This window comes from Citrobacter sp. RHBSTW-00570, from assembly GCF_013739755.1.
In the GTDB taxonomy this organism is placed as follows: domain Bacteria; phylum Pseudomonadota; class Gammaproteobacteria; order Enterobacterales; family Enterobacteriaceae; genus Citrobacter; species Citrobacter braakii.
This window is the reverse complement of sequence record NZ_CP056399.1, coordinates 4,771,053-4,788,544: the sequence shown is the minus strand read 5'-3', so window position 1 is coordinate 4,788,544 and position 17,492 is coordinate 4,771,053. Positions and strand designations below refer to the sequence as shown.

Genomic DNA, 17,492 nt, shown 5'->3' with positions numbered 1-17,492 from the left:
TATGTCGATGGATTTAAGATGTATTATGTTGGCCGGATAAGGCATCAGCTGCCATCCGGCATGATGACGCCAGGCTTATGAGGCCTACGGCTTACGCCATCCGATCAGTTTACTGGTGGCAAGCGTCGATACAGTTCAATCATATCGCCTGCCAGATCCTGAATCACCATGGCATTCATCAGGTGGTCCTGGGAATGGACGGTGATGAGATTAACCGGTAGTTTGCCGGTACCTTCGTCAATTCCGATCAGTTGGGTCTGGATTTTATGCGCTTGTTTAACATACTCGCGAGATTCCATCATCGCGTGTTCTGCCCCGGCGAAATCACCTTTACGCGCCAGTTGCAACGCCGTCAGGGCTTGACTGCGCGCAGCTCCGGCGTTTACCAATAATTCCATGATGATCGTTTCTAACTCATCCATGCCATCACTCCAGTAGTTTCAGCGCTTTGTCCAGTACCGCATCGCCTTTCATCATGCCGTAATCCATCATATCGATAACGGCGACTTTTTTTCCTAGCGGGTCGGCGAGCGCCTGCAGCTTGGCCTGTTCATACTTAACCTGTGGGCCGAGCAATACGATATCCGCAGTGGCGATATTCTCTTCAAACTCAGCCACCGGGACCGCTTTGATAGTGACGTCGACACCTTTTTTCTGGGCGGCATCTTTCATCTTTTGCACCAGCATGCTGGTGGACATTCCGGCGGCACAGCATAAAACGATGTTTTTCATAAGCAGTCTCGATCAACATGTGTGGGTTGATAATTATCGCGAGCCAGCCGCAGCAACAACTGCTTTGCAACGATTGTGTGCAAGGCATCACAAAGAAAGTCACTTTTTCTGAAACCGGTTACAAAAAGAGGCTCAACCCTACGATCTGGCCCTGATTTGGCGATTGTTGACCCATTTATCATATGCAGGAATATATAATCACTGTTAATAAAGACATGTTATAAAAAACAGTATTGACAGCGTTTTTTAAACCCGTATGTTAATACTTAACAGCGGAGAAATTGTAGTTTGCTGTTAACGTAGTAAGTGTTAGTAGAGCTTGATTGGGGGTTGCGATAAAGGCCACGAAGTATTTTTGTATGGGATAGTCGATGCTGAAAACGCTATTTATTCACCTCGACAATGTTTTCAGGCCACGTAGTTGATATATCTAATCGCAAATAGTTAGTAAAGCGCGACGATGTAACGCCATGATTTAATAGTAAATGTTTGCGGTTTCTGTTTTCTGGTTATCGCAAGGGAAATAAGGCAACGCATCAAAGAGTATATGTCGCGAGGGGAAGTGTACTTGTTTAGGTCACCAGCCTTGAGTTCTATTATCAAGCGGGTGGAATGTGTTTAACGGTAAATAGAGGACGGTTTTAGTTAGTATCAATATCCAATATTATCTGTAGTAAACGTGTACATTTTAAAGTAGTACCATCAGCAGTATTAAATCGTTAAGTTTATTAATGTTAAATTTGAAGTGTGTAGTAACTTAAAGCCCTGACTGCAATGGTCAGGGCTTTTGTTCATTTTAGATCAAGTTGTTACCTGAAATGCTCAACCGCGATGGTGTAACATTTCGGCGCTAATCGATTATTAAATAAATTAATGCTTGCTTATTGATTAGAAGTAAGTCTACTATAGCGACATCGGTTTGATACACAGACCTTATGAAAGCAGTTTTAGTAAAGCAGTTCTCAGTTCAAGCGTTATCCTCAGATACTCTTCTTCATGAGCCTCCTCCCTAAGTGCCCCATAAGTTAATTTCTGCAAAACAGGCCATCTTCGCTGCTTAAGCGGCTCAAAAATATGAAAGGAAGTATCTATGTCTAACAAAATGACTGGTTTAGTAAAATGGTTTAACTCTGAGAAAGGCTTCGGCTTTATCACTCCTCAGGACGGTAGCAAGGACGTGTTTGTGCATTTCTCTGCTATCCAGAGTAACGATTTTAAAACATTAGACGAAGGTCAAAAAGTGGAGTTCTCTGTGGAGAATGGCGCTAAAGGCCCGTCTGCTGTTAACGTTGTCGCGCTGTAATCGCCGATAATTTCACTAATGCTTACAATAGCGATGAAGGCCAGAGCCTGAGCAGTTAAGTGACAGTGAAGAAAAAACCCGCGAAAGCGGGTTTTTTCGTTTTATGCGATTGCTCCGGACTTACGGCATCTGCGAAGCGCGTCCCAGATAGCTGTCCCAGTCCTTCCACACGGGCTGTAACCCCTGCGCCATTAGTGCTTCAGCAACGGCTTCTGGGCGACGGGCGTCGTGTGGGGAGAACTGTTCCAGTTCAGGATGGTTATCGGCATAACCGCCGGGCTGTGTTTTTGAGAAGGCGCTGACGTTGTTGATCGCCAGCGGGATCACATGATCACGGAACCATGGCGATTCGCGGGTGGAGAGCGACAGCTCAATTTCTGGCGCCAGTAAACGAAACGCGCAAATGGTTTGGACCAACTGTCGCTCGTCCATGATCGATGCGGGTTCAACGCCACCGGTGCATGGGCGCAGGCGAGGGAAGGAGATGGAGTAGCGGCTCTGCCAGTAATGCTGCTGCATCCACAGCAGATGTTCAGCCACCATATAGCAATCGACCCGCCAGCTGTCGGACAAACCAATCAACGCGCCAAGACCGATTTTGTCGATCCCTGCGCGGCCCAGCCTGTCCGGCGTTTCCAGTCGCCAGAAGAAATCCTGCTTTTTCCCCTTCAGATGGTGGCGAGCGTAAATCGCCTCATGATAGCTCTCCTGATACACCATCACGCCATCCAGTCCCAGCGTCTTCAGCTCCGCATATTCAGCCTCTGACAGCGGCTGAACTTCCATCTGCAACGAGGCAAACTGGCGGCGAATGGTAGGCAAATGGCGACGAAAGTAATCCATTCCGACTTTTGCCTGATGTTCACCGGTGACCAACAACAGATGCTCAAAACCCAGCTCACGGATAGCGGTACACTCTCGTTTTATCTCATCTTCGTCCAGCGTTTTGCGTTTGATACGGTTGCTCATGGAAAAGCCGCAGTAGGTGCAGTCGTTGGCGCAAAGATTCGAGAGATACAGCGGAACATAAAAGCTGACCGTGTTGCCGAAGCGCTGCCGGGTCAGGCGCTGCGCTCGCTGTGCCAACGGCTCCAGAAAGTCGGCGGCGGCAGGGGAGAGCAACGCCATCAGATCGTCGCGACTAAGCTGTGAAGCGTTGAGGGCGTGCTCCACGTCAGCGGCGGTTTTACCGTTGATACGCAGGCGGATGTCATCCCAGTCAAGCTGGCGCCAGCGGTCGCTGAACGTTTTCATACGAAGGCCTCCAGGAATCCGGTTAACGGGCTGGTGGCGCTTGCCTGCGAACTTTTGCTTCCTGGTACCGCCTGGCGCGCCAGAAGGCCCGCTTCAACCGCCAGACGGAAGGCGGTAGCCATCGTGACCGGGCAGTCGGCCACGGCGATTGCCGTGTTGACCAGCACTGCGTCGGCACCCATTTCCAGCGCCTGTGTGGCGTGGCTGGGGACGCCGATACCCGCATCAACCACCACCGGTACGGTTGCCTGTTGGATAATAATCTCCAGCATCGCTTTCGTTTCCAGTCCCTGATTAGAACCGATGGGCGCGCCGAGCGGCATTACCGCCGCGCAGCCGACCTCTTCCAGCCGCTTACACAGCACCGGATCCGCGCCGCAGTAGGGCAGCACCACAAAGCCCTGTTTCACCAATGCTTCCGCGGCTTTTAACGTTTCAATCGGATCCGGCAATAGCCAGCGGGCGTCCGGGTGGATTTCTAATTTTAGCCAGTTTGTGCCCAGCGCTTCACGCGCCAGCTGGGCGGCGAAAATAGCCTCTTCCGCGGTTTTCGCCCCAGAGGTGTTAGGCAGTAGCGTCACCCCCGCGTCGATAAGTGGGGCCAGAATGGAATCGTTGTGCTGGCGCAAATCCACGCGCTTCATCGCCAGCGTCACCAACTGGCTGCCGGAGGCGCGAATCGCCTCGACCATCAGCTGCGACGAAGCAAATTTTCCGGTGCCGGTGAACAGATGTGAATCAAACGTTTTGTCGGCAATACGTAACATATCAACCCCCTGCAATAACCTGAAAAAGCAGGATCTGGTCGCCTTCCTGCACGATTTGCTGCTCCCACTGCTCGCGCGGCAGGATCTGCTGATTGAGCGCCAGCGCCGCTCCCGGTTTAAGTTGATTTAGCGCAGTGAGCAGCCCGCTGACGGTTTGTCCCTCGGCGCACTGCATCGGCTCATCATTGAACTGAATCTGCATGTTGTCCTCCGCAGACCGGGCAGCCGCTTGCACGACGCAGCGCGAGGCTGCGCCACTGGCTGGTTTTACCGTCGAACAGGCGTAGCTCTCCATTGGGAGTTTCAATGCCGCTGAGTAATTTAATCGCCTCCAGCGCCTGCAAGGTGCCCATCACGCCCACAACCGGGCCGACGATGCCGGCGGTGCGGCAGTTGCGTTCCGGCTCTACATCATCCGGCCACAGGCAACGGTAACAGCCTTGTTCCCACGGTGGCGTCAGTACCATTAGCTGGCCGCCAAAGCCCACAGCGCTGGCGGTGATGAGCGGAGTGTTGAGCATCACGCAGGCGGCGTTAATTTCCTGGCGCGTCGCCATGTTGTCGGTACAGTCGAGCACCACGTCGGCACGCGCTACCGCATGCCGGAGCGCCTCACCGGTCAGCCGCTGCTCAAGGACGACCAGCTCGCTGTCCGGATTAAGGCGTGCCAGATGTCGCTTTGCCGCCTGCGCTTTCGAGCGGGCGATATCATCGGTGGTGAACAATATTTGCCGCTGCAGGTTGCTCAGATGAACGTCATCATCGTCCGCCAACGTCAGCGTGCCGACGCCCGCTCCCGCCAGATACAGTGCCGCAGGCGAGCCGAGCCCACCTAAGCCGACGATCAGCACATGGCTATCGAGCAGCTTTTGTTGGCCCTCAATGGCAATGTCGCCGAGCAGGATCTGGCGGCTGTAGCGCATAAAATCGCGGTCATTCATCGCCGGCTCCCGCAATGTCCAGTAGCTGCGCCGTGGCTGCCTGCCAGTCTGCGGCGTGGGTTATGGCGCTGACCACGGCAATACTGCCAACGCCGGTCGCCAGCACCGCTGGGGCGCGCTCAAGGCTGATGCCGCCGATAGCGACAGTGGGGTAATCCGCCAGTCGTTTACTATGGCTTGCCAGCTGCGTGAGACCCTGCGGGGCCGACGGCATCTGCTTGGTTTGCGTCGGGAAGACATGACCCAGCGCGATATAAGAAGGCTTAGCAGCCAGCGCTACGTCTATCTCCATATCATCGTGAGTGGAAACACCCAGGCGTAGCCCCGCCGCCTGAATCGCCTTCAGGTCGGTGGTTTCGAGGTCTTCCTGGCCCAAATGCACGCCGTACGCGTTGTGCTTAATTGCCAGACTCCAGTAATCGTTGATAAACAGGCGAGCGTCATAGCGACGCCCCAACTCTATGGCGGCAATGACGTCGGCTTCGACCTCTTCATCACGTTTATCTTTAATGCGCAGTTGGATCGTGCGCACACCTGCCTGCAGCAAGCGTTCAATCCATTCAACGCTGTCTACCACCGGGTAAAGCCCGAGGCGGAACGGCACGGTCGGGAAATCAGGCTGGTACATCACGCCTCCTCTTTTTTGAGGTAGATTTCGCCGCCTTTGGCGCGGAAGTTCTCCGACATATCCGCCATTCCGATTTCAATGGTTTGTGCGGCGGCGTAGTCGCGGACCTCCTGGCTGATTTTCATCGAGCAGAACTTCGGCCCGCACATGGAGCAGAAGTGGGCAACCTTGCCGGACTCCTGGGGCAGGGTTTCATCGTGATAGGCGCGGGCGGTGAATGGGTCGAGTGCGAGGTTAAACTGGTCTTCCCAGCGGAATTCGAAGCGCGCTTTCGACATGGCGTTATCGCGGATCTGCGCACCCGGATGGCCTTTGGCTAAATCAGCGGCGTGGGCGGCAATCTTGTAGGTAATCAGCCCTTGCTTCACGTCTTCTTTGTTCGGCAGGCCAAGGTGCTCTTTTGGCGTGACGTAGCACAGCATCGCACAGCCAAACCAACCGATCATCGCCGCACCAATGCCGGAGGTGAAGTGGTCATAGCCCGGCGCGATATCTGTCGTCAACGGCCCTAAGGTGTAGAACGGCGCTTCATGGCAGTGCTCCAGCTCTTCGGTCATATTGCGCTGGATCATATGCATCGGCACATGACCCGGGCCTTCAATCATCACCTGCACGTCGTATTCCCAGGCGATTTTGGTCAGTTCGCCCAGCGTATGCAGCTCGGAGAACTGCGCCTCGTCGTTGGCATCCTGAATCGAGCCTGGACGCAGGCCGTCGCCGAGAGAGAGCGAAACGTCATAGGCGGCACAGATTTCGCAAATCTCGCGGAAATGTTCAAACAGGAAGTTCTCTTTGTGATGAGAGAGACACCATTTCGCCATGATCGAACCGCCGCGCGAGACAATACCTGTCAGGCGTTTGGCGGTCATCGGCACGTAGCGCAGCAGTACGCCCGCGTGAATGGTGAAGTAGTCGACGCCCTGTTCGGCTTGTTCGAGCAGCGTGTCGCGGAAGGCTTCCCAGGTGAGATCTTCGGCGATCCCGTTAACCTTCTCCAGCGCCTGGTAGATCGGTACGGTACCGATCGGCACCGGGCTGTTACGCAGGATCCACTCGCGGGTTTCGTGAATATAGCGGCCGGTAGAGAGGTCCATCACCGTATCTGCGCCCCAGCGGGTCGACCACACCAGCTTCTCCACCTCTTCTTCAATGGAGGAGGTCACCGCCGAGTTACCGATGTTGGCGTTCACCTTCACCAGGAAGTTGCGGCCGATGATCATCGGCTCGGATTCCGGGTGGTTGATGTTGGCAGGAATAATCGCGCGGCCCGCAGCGACTTCATCACGCACGAATTCCGGGGTGATGTTTTCCGGCAGGCGAGCGCCAAAGTTCATCCCTGGATGCTGATGGCGCAGCACTTCACTACGAATGCGCTCGCGGCCCATGTTTTCACGGATGGCGATAAATTCCATCTCCGGGGTAACCATCCCCTGACGGGCATAGTGCAACTGGGTAACGCGCTTGCCGGCTTTGGCGCGTTTTGGCGTCAGCAGGCCGCTGAAACGCAGCTCGTCCAGGCCATCGTCGGCCAGACGTTCTTTGGTATAAGCGGAGCTACGGTCGTCTAATTCTTCGCTATCATTACGCGCCGCAATCCACGGCTGGCGCAGTTTCGCCAGACCCTGCTGAACGTTAATCGCCACATCAGGATCGCCGTACGGCCCGGAGGTGTCGTACACCGGCACGGCTTCGTTCTCTTCAAACTGCGGGTTGTCTTTCGTACCACCAATCAGCGTAGGACTTAGCTGGATTTCGCGCATCGGGATGCGAATATCCGCCTGCGAACCGGTGATGTAGATACGTTTTGAGTTAGGAAAGGCGGTACCTTCCAGCGTGTCGATAAAGTGTTGGGCTTGGGCGCGCTGTTCGCGGCGTGATGGTTTAGTAGTGGCAGACATAGCTCATTCCAAATAAAAGTAAGGATATGGCTTGTCAGACGACGGATGAAGCAAGAGAGACGAACGCCAAAGGGCGATACGGTTGTAGATTGACTCTTGTTCCCTTCGCAGGTTTTAACCTGATCAGGTTCCGCGGATCCCGAATTAACGGTCTCAGCCTTTTCCACTCATGCTGCTGTGGAAAATAAGCACTCCGACAAGAAGTAACCTCAAAAAGAGGTAATGAATGTAAATTACGCGTTAATGTCGCAAATCTCAAGCAGGACGTTTGATCATGCCACTCTCGTGCATCGCATCAAAAACCAGCATGATCAGCTTATCTTCCAGCACGAACCGGGCTTCCAGCGCCTCGCCGATATCCGATAAGGCCTGTTGAAATTCAAGGAAGTTATCGTGATCAATGGCGGTCTCCAGACTGGAATCATAGTAGTCCATGATCAGTTGCGTATTGGCTTCCAGGAGCGGCCAAATTTTTGTGGCTTTTAAAAGCTGCCCGTTCCCTTCCAATTTATGGAGAATACGTTCATAAATACTGAAGTGTCCGGTGGAAAGGTAATCGACCAGGCTCTGGCAAAAATCATCCAGCGCCTTTTCATTGAGCCGCATGTACGATTCTTTGCCAGGCTTAATGCCAACCAGATTGTAGTAAGCCACGAGCAGGTGCTTACGTACATGTAGCCAGCGATCAACCAGTTTGTTACTTCCTCCGACGTGCTCCGTCAGGCTTTCCAGCTGGTTTAGCATGATTGACTCCGCAAGATGGTGTTTAGGAACGGCTCACCCGTAAATGTAAAAATAATGTAAACAACATGCCTGTGAAGCAAAGGTTGCGCAAGAGATATGGATCGTATAATTGAAAAATTAGATAGCGGCTGGTGGATTGTCAGTCATGAGCAAAAGTTATGGTTACCTCGTGGCGAACTGCCTTACGGCGACGCAGCAAGTTTTGATCTGACCGGGCAGCGTGCACTTCCTATAGGCGAATGGGAAGGGGAGACGGTCTGGCTGGTGCAGCAGCAGCGTCGGCACGATATGGGGTCTGTGCGCCAGGTCATTGACCAGGATGTTGGCCTGTTTCAACTGGCCGGACGCGGCGTACAACTGGCCGAGTTCTACCGCTCACATAAATTCTGCGGTTACTGCGGTCATCCCATGCACCCGAGTAAAACGGAATGGGCGATGCTGTGTAGCCACTGTCGAGAACGCTACTACCCGCAAATTGCCCCCTGCATTATCGTCGCTATTCGCCGTGACGACGCTATTCTGCTTGCTCAACATGTTCGCCATCGTAACGGCGTGCATACCGTGCTGGCGGGTTTTGTCGAAGTGGGCGAGACCCTCGAGCAGGCGGTGGCACGCGAAGTCATGGAAGAGAGCGGCATTAAGGTGAAAAACCTGCGCTACGTCACTTCTCAGCCGTGGCCGTTCCCACAGTCTTTGATGACCGCATTTATGGCAGAGTATGATAGCGGCGAAATTGTTATTGACCCGAAAGAACTGCTGGAAGCGAACTGGTATCGCTACGACGATTTACCGCTCCTGCCCCCGCCGGGCACCGTCGCGCGTCGATTGATTGAAGATACTGTCGCCCTCTGTCGGGCAGAGTATGAGTGACACACATGTTACACTGGCGTGAAATAGCTCAAGGAATGGAAAAATGACCGAACTGAAGAACGATCGTTATCTGCGTGCGCTGCTGCGCCAGCCCGTTGATGTCACTCCGGTATGGATGATGCGCCAGGCGGGCCGCTATCTACCGGAATATAAAGCCACGCGTGCCGAAGCGGGCGATTTTATGGCGCTGTGCAAAAATGCCGAGCTGGCCTGCGAAGTCACGCTGCAGCCGCTGCGTCGCTATAAGCTTGATGCGGCGATCCTCTTTTCGGATATCCTGACGATTCCCGATGCGATGGGACTTGGGCTGTATTTTGAAGCCGGAGAGGGCCCACGCTTTACCTCACCGATCGCCAGCAAGGCTGACGTCGACAAACTGCCGATCCCGGACCCGGAAGATGAGCTGGGGTATGTGATGAATGCGGTGCGCACTATCCGCCGTGAACTGAAAGGCGAAGTGCCGCTGATCGGCTTCTCCGGTAGCCCGTGGACACTGGCGACCTATATGGTCGAAGGCGGCAGTAGTAAGGCCTTCACCGTGATTAAAAAGATGATGTACGCCGATCCAAAGGCGCTGCATCTGCTGCTTGATAAGCTGGCGAAGAGCGTCACTCTGTACCTGAACGCGCAGATCAAAGCGGGCGCGCAGTCGGTAATGATTTTCGACACCTGGGGCGGTGTGCTGACCGGTCGCGACTATCAGCAGTTCTCCCTGTATTACATGCACAAAATCGTCGACGGCCTGATGCGCGAGAACGAAGGTCGTCGCGTACCGGTGACGCTGTTCACTAAAGGCGGTGGTCAGTGGCTGGAAGCGATGGCGGAAACCGGCTGTGATGCGTTAGGTCTGGACTGGACCACTGACATTGCCGATGCGCGTCGTCGTGTAGGTCATAAAGTGGCACTGCAGGGCAATATGGATCCGTCCATGCTGTATGCGCCGCCAGCCCGCATCGAAGAAGAGGTGGCGACGATTCTGGCCGGTTTTGGTCAGGGTGAAGGCCATGTCTTTAACCTGGGCCACGGCATTCATCAGGATGTCCCGCCAGAGCATGCGGGTGTCTTTGTGGAGGCGGTACATCGGTTGTCTGAACAGTACCACCGCTAAGGAGTCATTATGGATCTTGCGTCATTACGCGCGCAGCAGCTTGAACTGGCCTCTTCAGTGATCCGCGAGGATCGCCTGAGGAACGATCCACCGGATCTGATCGGCGGGGCGGACGTTGGGTTCGAGCAGGGGGGCGAAGTGACGCGAGCCGCGATGGTCTTACTGAAGTACCCCTCGCTGGAACTGGTTGAATACACGGTGGCGCGAATCGCCACCACCATGCCCTACATTCCTGGCTTTCTCTCCTTTCGCGAAACACCCGCGCTGATGGCCGCCTGGCAGCAGCTTTCGCACAAGCCTGATCTGCTGTTCGTTGACGGTCACGGGATCTCTCACCCTCGCCGTCTGGGCGTGGCCAGCCATTTTGGCCTGCTGGTGGATGTCCCGACGATTGGCGTGGCGAAAAAACGGTTGTGCGGCAAGTTTGAGCCGCTCGCCGCCGAACCTGGAGCGTTAGCGCCGTTGTTGGATAAAGGCGAACAGCTGGCATGGGTTTGGCGCAGCAAAGCACGCTGTAACCCGCTGTTTATCTCTACGGGTCATCGCGTGAACCAGGACAGCGCGTTAGCGTGGGTACAACGCTGTATGAACGGCTATCGTCTGCCGGAACCAACACGCTGGGCAGATGCGGTGGCATCTGAACGCCCTGCTTTTACGCGGCTTGCAGCAAAAACGCCCCATATCGGGTAAACTGCCGCTAATTTCCGTATTTGAGAACTCATCATGTTACAAAATCCGATTCATCTGCGTCTGGAGAAGCTGGAAAGCTGGCAGCACGTCACGTTTATGGCCTGTCTGTGCGAACGCATGTACCCCAACTACGCCATGTTCTGTAAGCAAACCGAATTTGGCGATGGACAAATTTACCGCCGAATTCTGGATTTGATTTGGGAAGCGCTGACGGTTAAAGACGCGAAAATCAATTTCGATAGCCAGTTGGAAAAATTTGAAGAGGCTATTCCTTCAGCAGACGATTACGATTTGTACGGCGTTTATCCGGCGATTGATGCCTGTGTGGCATTAAGCGAACTGATGCATTCGCGTCTTAGCGGTGAAACGCTGGAACATGCAATTGAGGTTAGTAAGGCTTCGGTTACGACGGTTGCGATGCTGGAAATGACCCAGGCTGGTCGTGAAATGACCGATGAAGAGCTCAAAGAGAACCCGGCCGTTGAGCAAGAATGGGATATTCAGTGGGAAATTTTCCGACTTTTAGCCGACTGTGAAGAACGCGATATTGAGCTGATAAAAGGGCTTCGTGCAGACCTGCGCGAGGCTGGCGAGAGCAATATTGGTATAAATTTTCAGCAATGACACCATAAAACGTGATTTAACGCCTGATTTGTCGTGCCTGAAGGCTTCCCATCCGCCCCCGGTCTGGTCTACATTTGGGGGGCGAAAAAAAGTGGCTATCGGTGCGTGTATGCAGGAGAGTGCTTTTCTGGCATTTCCGTCGCACTCGATGCTTAGCAAGCGATAAACACATTGTAAGGATAACTTATGAACAAGACTCAACTGATTGATGTAATTGCAGACAAAGCAGAACTGTCTAAAACACAGGCTAAAGCTGCTCTGGAATCCACTCTGGCTGCTATTACTGAGTCTCTGAAAGAAGGCGATGCTGTACAACTGGTTGGTTTCGGTACCTTCAAAGTGAACCACCGTGCTGAGCGCACTGGCCGCAACCCGCAGACCGGTAAAGAAATCAAAATTGCCGCAGCTAACGTACCGGCATTTGTTTCTGGTAAAGCACTGAAAGACGCGGTTAAGTAATTCGCGTGGCAGTGAACAGTTTTATCGAAGGGGCGGTTTCGCCCCTTTTGTCCATCTGGCGTCATTCGCTTTGGCTTTCAGGTGTGCTGTTACTGTCTGCCTGTAGTCGCCACTCTGAGCTTCCTCCGTTCACGGCCAGCGGCTATGTTGGCGATCAGGGGGCGGTACGCATTTGGCGTAAAGATTCCAGCGACGATGTTCACTTGCTCTCGGTATTTAGTCCGTGGCGTAAAGGCGATACCACCACCAGTGAATACCGCTGGCAGGGTGATTCGCTCTCGCTGATAGAACTCAACACTTACAGTAAACCACCGGAACATGTCCGTATACGCTTCGATGACCGGGGCGAGCTGAGTTTCATGCAGCGTGAAGTCGATGGGCAAAAGCAGCAGCTTTCCAGCGATCAAATTGCGCTTTACCGCTATCGTGCTGATCAAATCCGCCAGACCAGCGATGCGTTGCGTCAGGGACGGGTGATATTGCGTCAGGGACGCTGGCATGCGAATAACACAGTCACGACCTGTGAAGGTGAAACACTGAAGCCCGATCTGGAATCGTGGGCGATAAACCACATTGAGCGCCGCCAGAGCCATTCATCTGTAGAAGTGAGTGTGGCATGGCTGGAAGCGCCCGAAGGGTCGCAGCTACTGCTGGTTGCTAATGAAGATTTTTGTCACTGGCAGCCTACTGCCAAAACCTTCTGAAAACCTGATGCCAGGACATCGGGCCAGATAAGGTGAGGCCGCCATCCGGCAAAAAACGTTTACCAGTGGCCCATTCCCATATGGCCGCCGCGATGGTTGCCGCCACCGCCGCACCCGCCGTAGCCCATTCCCGCTCCGCGAGGTACGCCTGCCTGGGCCATTGCGACATCGCGTTTAACGCGCTGCTCATCCAGTGACTGATTCAACGCTTCCATCTCTTTTGCCACGGCATTAATTTTTGCAGTGTCCGGCGAGCTGGCTGTTAGCAACGCGTTGTACTCATAACGTTTAGAGGTCAGCTGTTGGCGCAAGGCGTTGGTCTGCGAGTAGTAATCATCATAGATTTTCTGCGCGGTAGCCTGCTGCTCAGTGGTCATTGGCGTACCGCCTCGTTGCTGCATTCCATCACCATATCCCCAGTGATTCTGCGCCAGCGCCGGGGTAGAGCCCAACGCGATAAGAGAGAGTGCAATCAGCGCCAGTTTGTTGTTCCGTTTCATGGGTCGTTCTCCTGTTGGTTAGATTACATTTCCTATTGCATCTTCCGTGCCAAAGCGGCAATCCCGCTCCCGCGCGCGGTTGTAGTTGTGGCCTTTACAGGGCGACGAGTAAAAATGACTCGCCAGAACGCGCCGGCGGGTCATTTTTACCCGCTACTTTCAGCGGATTGTGTCTGAGGGCAGGGTTATCACGGAGAAAAAATGGCATGATTTCTGCTGTATACCTGCAACGATGAAAGGAACAGGTGGGATAAAGGGAGAGCGTATGCGTCTTTATAAGGACACGGCGGCCAAGTGGTTGAGCCGACTCTTGCTGGCGGCAATCCTGATTTTGGTCGGTTGGTTTTCGATTATGACCATTCGGGACTATGGGCGGGAAAGCGGCGCCGCGCGGCAAACGCTACTGGAAAAAGGCAGCGTGCTCATCCGCGCTCTGGAGTCTGGTACGCGCGTAGGTATGGGGATGCGCATGCATCATGCTCAACAGCAGACGCTGCTGGAGGAAATGGCCGTACAACCAGGCGTGCTATGGTTTGCCGTCGTTGACGATCATGGCGTCATTATTACTCACAGCAATTCCGCGATGGTCGGTAAAACGCTCTATTCACCGGATGTCCTGCGGCAACTAAGCCCCGGGGAACAAGAAAGCTGGCGGAATATTGACATGCCTACGGGGGACGGTGAAAAAACACCGGTCCTGGAAGTTTATCGTCAGTTTCAGCCGATGTATGGTCCAGGACGTCATGGCATGGCGCGCTGTGCCAGCAATGACGGACAGCTTATCACCCCCGCACAAACCATATTTATCGCTTTTGATGCCAGCGATCTGGCTGCGACTCAGGCGAGAGAGTGGCGTAACACCCTGATCGTCCTGTCTGCGCTGGCGGCTGTGCTGCTGGCCACTGTGCTGACGTTCTTCTGGTATCAGCGCTATCAGCGCTCGTACAAAGAACTGCAGGATGCGATGAAGCGTAAAGAAAAACTGATGGCGCTCGGGCATCTGGCGGCCGGGGTCGCGCATGAGATTCGAAACCCGCTTTCATCGATCAAAGGTTTAGCGAAATATTTTGCCGAACGAACTCCGGCTGGTGGTGAGTCGCATGAGCTGGCGCAGGTGATGGCGAAAGAGGCGGACCGTTTAAATCGGGTGGTGAGCGAGCTGCTGGAGCTGGTGAAACCTGCGCATCTGACGCTGCAACAGGTGGATCTCAATGAGGTCATCACCCACTCATTAAACCTGGTGAGTCAGGATGCGGCAAGCCGGGAAATTCAGCTACGTTTTTCGGCCAGTTCCACGCTGCCCGCTATTCAGGCCGATCCCGACCGACTGACTCAGGTTCTGTTGAATCTGTATCTGAACGCCATTCATGCGATTGGTCGTCAGGGCACGATTACGGTTGAAGCGAGTGAAAGCAGCGGCGATCGCGTTAAAATCGTGGTTATTGATAGCGGGAAAGGGATTGCAGCGGAACAGCTGGAGGCCATTTTTACGCCTTACTTCACGACTAAAGCGGATGGAACCGGCCTTGGGCTGGCGGTAGTGCAGAACATAATTGAACAGCACGGTGGCACCATTCATGTGGCAAGCGTTGAGGGCAAAGGTGCAACCTTTACCCTCTGGCTGCCGACCAACGCGAAACAACAGGATTAACAAGGATGACGCGCGGAAAAATCAATATTCTGGTGGTAGATGACGATATCAGCCACTGCACCATTTTACAGGCGCTGCTGCGCGGCTGGGGTTATGAGGTCGCGCTGGCCTATAGCGGGCAAGCGGCACTGGAACAGGTGCGTGAACGCGTATTTGATTTAGTGCTGTGCGATGTGCGTATGGCGGAGATGGACGGCATCGCAACGCTGAAAGAGATTAAAGCGTTGAATTCGGCGATTCCGGTATTGATCATGACGGCGTTCTCCAGCGTGGAGACCGCCGTTGAGGCGCTGAAAACCGGGGCGCTGGACTACTTAATCAAGCCGCTGGATTTTGATCGCCTGCAGGAGACGCTGGAAAAGGCGCTGGCGCATACGCGGGAAACGGGCGCTGAACTGCCGTCGGGGTCGGCTGCGCAGTTTGGCATGATTGGCAGCAGTCCGGCGATGCAGCAGTTGATCAATGAAATCGCGATGGTTGCACCCTCGGATGCAACGGTGCTCATTCACGGAGACTCCGGTACGGGGAAAGAGCTGGTGGCCCGGGCGCTGCATGCCAGCAGTGCCCGCTGTGATAAACCGCTGGTGACGCTGAACTGTGCGTCGCTTAATGAGTCGCTGCTGGAGTCCGAACTTTTTGGACATGAGAAAGGCGCGTTTACTGGCGCGGATAAGCGGCGGGAAGGGCGCTTTGTGGAAGCCGAAGGCGGCACGTTATTTCTTGATGAAATTGGCGATATCTCACCGCTAATGCAGGTGCGTCTGCTGCGGGCTATCCAGGAGCGGGAAGTGCAACGGGTTGGCAGCAACCAGACTATTGCGGTTGATGTCCGGCTGATCGCCGCCACACATCGCGATCTGGCGGAGGAAGTGAACGCCGGGCGCTTTCGTCAGGATCTCTACTATCGCCTGAACGTCATCACTATTGAAATGCCTGCGCTGTGCCAGCGTCGGGAAGATATTCCGCTGCTGGCCGAACATTTTCTCCAGCGTTTTGCCACACGTAATCGAAAAGCGGTGAAAGGCTTTACTCCGCAGGCGATGGATCTGCTGATCCACTATGACTGGCCGGGCAATATCCGTGAGCTGGAAAATGCGATTGAGCGTTCGGTGGTGCTGCTAACGGGGGAATATATTTCCGAACGCGAGCTGCCGATGGCGATTGCCGCGACGCCGATAAAAACGGAATACAGTGGCGAGATCCAACCGCTGGTGGATGTTGAAAAAGAAGTGATTCTGGCGGCGCTGGAAAAAACGGGCGGCAATAAAACCGAAGCCGCCCGTCAGTTAGGTATTACGCGCAAAACGCTACTGGCTAAGCTCAGTCGTTAGTTTTGTTCACGTTCGATGGCGCGCCAGCCGATGTCGTTACGGCTGAAGCTGCCGTCCCAACGGATGTCGGTCATCAGGGCGTAGGCACGCTGCTGCGCCTCGGCAACGGTGTTGCCCAGCGCGGTGGCGCACAGGACGCGACCGCCGTTGGTCAGTACGCGATCGTCAGCAGACAGTTTGGTGCCCGCGTGGAACACTTTACCGTCAGCGACGTCTTCCAGCGACAGGCCGTGGATCTCATCGCCAGTATTGTAGTTGCCCGGATAGCCGCCCGCGGCAATCACTACGCCCAAAGAGGCGCGTTCGTCCCACTCAGAGGTTTTCTCATCCAGCTTGCCGTCACAGGCGGCAAGGCACAGCTCCACCAGATCCGATTTCATACGCAGCATAATCGGCTGGGTTTCCGGATCGCCGAAGCGGCAGTTGAACTCGATAACCTTCGGGTTGCCCTGTTTGTCGATCATCAGACCCGCGTACAGAAAACCGGTGTAAGTGTTCCCTTCCGCCGCCATGCCTTTTACGGTTGGCCAGATGATGCGTTCCATGGTGCGCTGATGAACGTCGTCAGTCACCACCGGTGCCGGTGAGTAAGCGCCCATACCGCCGGTGTTCGGACCGGTATCGCCGTTGCCCACGCGTTTGTGGTCCTGGCTGGTGGCCATTGGCAGCACGTGCTCGCCGTCAACCATCACGATAAAGCTCGCTTCTTCACCGTCAAGGAACTCTTCGATAACGATACGGTGGCCCGCATCGCCAAAAGCGTTACCTGCCAGCATGTCATGAACGGCGGCTTCGGCTTCCTCCAGCGTCATCGCGACGATAACGCCTTTACCGGCGGCCAGGCCGTCGGCCTTGATAACGATCGGCGCGCCTTTCTCACGCAGATAGGCCAGCGCAGGCTCAATCTCGGTGAAGTTCTGATACTCCGCCGTCGGAATGTTATGACGGGCAAGGAAATCTTTGGTGAAGGCTTTGGAGCCTTCCAACTGCGCTGCACCTTCGGTTGGGCCGAAGATTTTCAGACCGGCGGCGCGAAACGCATCGACCACGCCAATTACCAGAGGCGCTTCTGGGCCAACGATGGTCAGATCGATCTTCTCATTCTGGGCAAAGCTCAGCAGCGCCGGAATATCGGTCACGCCGATTGCCACGTTTTGCAGCGCAGGTTCCAGCGCGGTGCCCGCGTTGCCTGGTGCGACAAATACCGTTTCGACTTTTGGCGACTGCGCCGCTTTCCAGGCCAGCGCGTGTTCGCGCCCGCCGTTGCCAATCACTAATACTTTCATCG

20 protein-coding genes and 1 riboswitch are annotated in these 17,492 nt (G+C 54.6%); of the genes, 9 read left to right on the top strand and 11 right to left on the bottom strand.

What is annotated here, in order from left to right; all coding sequences use genetic code 11:
- Positions 1-104: 104 nt before the first annotated feature.
- Both HV237_RS22730 and HV237_RS22725 read right to left on the bottom strand, forming a co-directional pair.
- On the bottom strand, positions 105-422 hold the full coding sequence (locus tag HV237_RS22730) for a PTS lactose/cellobiose transporter subunit IIA (protein ID WP_047359006.1): 318 nt from the start codon (positions 420-422) through the stop codon (positions 105-107).
- A 4-nt stretch (positions 423-426) separates the two neighbouring features.
- On the bottom strand, positions 427-732 hold the full coding sequence (locus HV237_RS22725) for a PTS sugar transporter subunit IIB (RefSeq protein WP_016155303.1): 306 nt from the start codon (positions 730-732) through the stop codon (positions 427-429).
- 1,090 nt (positions 733-1,822) lie between these two features.
- Between HV237_RS22725 and HV237_RS22720 the strand changes: the two genes are divergently transcribed.
- Complete coding sequence (locus HV237_RS22720) at positions 1,823-2,035, top strand: RNA chaperone/antiterminator CspA (RefSeq protein WP_016155304.1); 213 nt, start codon at positions 1,823-1,825, stop codon at positions 2,033-2,035.
- Between the two features lie 120 nt (positions 2,036-2,155).
- On the opposite strand, the gene thiH is transcribed toward HV237_RS22720, so the two are convergent.
- The 7 genes from thiH to HV237_RS22685 all read right to left on the bottom strand — a co-directional run bounded on the left by thiH (position 2,156) and on the right by HV237_RS22685 (position 8,267).
- Positions 2,156-3,289, bottom strand: coding sequence for a 2-iminoacetate synthase ThiH (gene thiH, locus HV237_RS22715; protein ID WP_016157943.1), 1,134 nt, complete (start codon positions 3,287-3,289; stop codon positions 2,156-2,158).
- Positions 3,286-4,056 (bottom strand): thiazole synthase, encoded by a 771-nt coding sequence (thiG, locus tag HV237_RS22710; RefSeq protein WP_047359005.1) that lies wholly within the window; start codon positions 4,054-4,056, stop codon positions 3,286-3,288. The genes thiH and thiG overlap by 4 nt, the downstream gene beginning before the upstream one ends.
- 1 nt (position 4,057) lies before the next feature.
- Positions 4,058-4,258 carry a sulfur carrier protein ThiS gene (gene thiS / locus HV237_RS22705; RefSeq protein WP_016155307.1) on the bottom strand — a complete coding sequence of 67 codons (201 nt, stop codon included), beginning with the start codon at positions 4,256-4,258 and terminating at the stop codon, positions 4,058-4,060.
- Entirely contained in the window at positions 4,239-4,997 is a 759-nt protein-coding gene (locus HV237_RS22700) for a HesA/MoeB/ThiF family protein (RefSeq protein ID WP_047359004.1), read from the bottom strand. The genes thiS and HV237_RS22700 overlap by 20 nt, the downstream gene beginning before the upstream one ends.
- Positions 4,990-5,625 carry a thiamine phosphate synthase gene (gene thiE / locus HV237_RS22695; protein WP_016157945.1) on the bottom strand — a complete coding sequence of 212 codons (636 nt, stop codon included), beginning with the start codon at positions 5,623-5,625 and terminating at the stop codon, positions 4,990-4,992. Before thiE ends, HV237_RS22700 begins: the two co-directional genes overlap by 8 nt.
- A complete protein-coding gene (gene thiC / locus HV237_RS22690; RefSeq protein ID WP_016155310.1) occupies positions 5,625-7,523 on the bottom strand; it encodes a phosphomethylpyrimidine synthase ThiC in 1,899 nt (632 codons plus the stop codon). Before thiC ends, thiE begins: the two co-directional genes overlap by 1 nt.
- Positions 7,524-7,606: 83 nt before the next feature.
- A riboswitch (TPP riboswitch) is annotated at positions 7,607-7,729 on the bottom strand.
- A gap of 49 nt (positions 7,730-7,778) precedes the next feature.
- Positions 7,779-8,267: an Rsd/AlgQ family anti-sigma factor gene (locus HV237_RS22685; RefSeq protein ID WP_016155311.1), complete on the bottom strand. Its 489-nt coding sequence runs from the start codon at positions 8,265-8,267 to the stop codon at positions 7,779-7,781.
- 96 nt (positions 8,268-8,363) lie between these two features.
- Between HV237_RS22685 and nudC the strand changes: the two genes are divergently transcribed.
- From nudC to HV237_RS22655, 6 genes are all read left to right on the top strand, one after another.
- Entirely contained in the window at positions 8,364-9,137 is a 774-nt protein-coding gene (nudC, locus tag HV237_RS22680) for an NAD(+) diphosphatase (protein WP_047359003.1), read from the top strand.
- A gap of 43 nt (positions 9,138-9,180) precedes the next feature.
- A complete protein-coding gene (hemE, locus tag HV237_RS22675) occupies positions 9,181-10,245 on the top strand; it encodes a uroporphyrinogen decarboxylase (protein WP_046276272.1) in 1,065 nt (354 codons plus the stop codon).
- A gap of 9 nt (positions 10,246-10,254) precedes the next feature.
- Positions 10,255-10,935, top strand: a complete 681-nt coding sequence (gene nfi / locus HV237_RS22670; protein ID WP_047359002.1) for a deoxyribonuclease V — start codon at positions 10,255-10,257, stop codon at positions 10,933-10,935.
- A gap of 33 nt (positions 10,936-10,968) precedes the next feature.
- On the top strand, positions 10,969-11,559 hold the full coding sequence (locus HV237_RS22665; RefSeq protein ID WP_047359001.1) for a YjaG family protein: 591 nt from the start codon (positions 10,969-10,971) through the stop codon (positions 11,557-11,559).
- A 186-nt stretch (positions 11,560-11,745) separates the two neighbouring features.
- A complete protein-coding gene (hupA, locus tag HV237_RS22660; RefSeq protein WP_001044509.1) occupies positions 11,746-12,018 on the top strand; it encodes a nucleoid-associated protein HU-alpha in 273 nt (90 codons plus the stop codon).
- An 11-nt stretch (positions 12,019-12,029) separates the two neighbouring features.
- Entirely contained in the window at positions 12,030-12,722 is a 693-nt protein-coding gene (locus HV237_RS22655; protein ID WP_047359007.1) for a DUF1481 domain-containing protein, read from the top strand.
- Between the two features lie 59 nt (positions 12,723-12,781).
- Here HV237_RS22655 and zraP read toward each other — a convergent pair whose 3' ends face one another.
- Positions 12,782-13,222, bottom strand: a complete 441-nt coding sequence (zraP, locus tag HV237_RS22650; protein WP_016155316.1) for a zinc resistance sensor/chaperone ZraP — start codon at positions 13,220-13,222, stop codon at positions 12,782-12,784.
- 265 nt (positions 13,223-13,487) lie between these two features.
- On the opposite strand from zraP, the gene zraS reads away from it, so the two are divergent.
- Together zraS and zraR are read left to right on the top strand one after the other, a co-directional pair.
- Entirely contained in the window at positions 13,488-14,873 is a 1,386-nt protein-coding gene (gene zraS, locus HV237_RS22645) for a two-component system sensor histidine kinase ZraS (RefSeq protein WP_047359000.1), read from the top strand.
- A gap of 5 nt (positions 14,874-14,878) precedes the next feature.
- Positions 14,879-16,204, top strand: a complete 1,326-nt coding sequence (zraR, locus tag HV237_RS22640; RefSeq protein WP_016155318.1) for a sigma-54-dependent response regulator transcription factor ZraR — start codon at positions 14,879-14,881, stop codon at positions 16,202-16,204.
- Here the strand turns inward: zraR and purD are convergent.
- Positions 16,201-17,490: a phosphoribosylamine--glycine ligase gene (gene purD, locus HV237_RS22635; protein WP_047358999.1), complete on the bottom strand. Its 1,290-nt coding sequence runs from the start codon at positions 17,488-17,490 to the stop codon at positions 16,201-16,203. The two genes, zraR and purD, sit on opposite strands and share 4 nt — an antisense overlap.
- Positions 17,491-17,492: the final 2 nt, after the last annotated feature.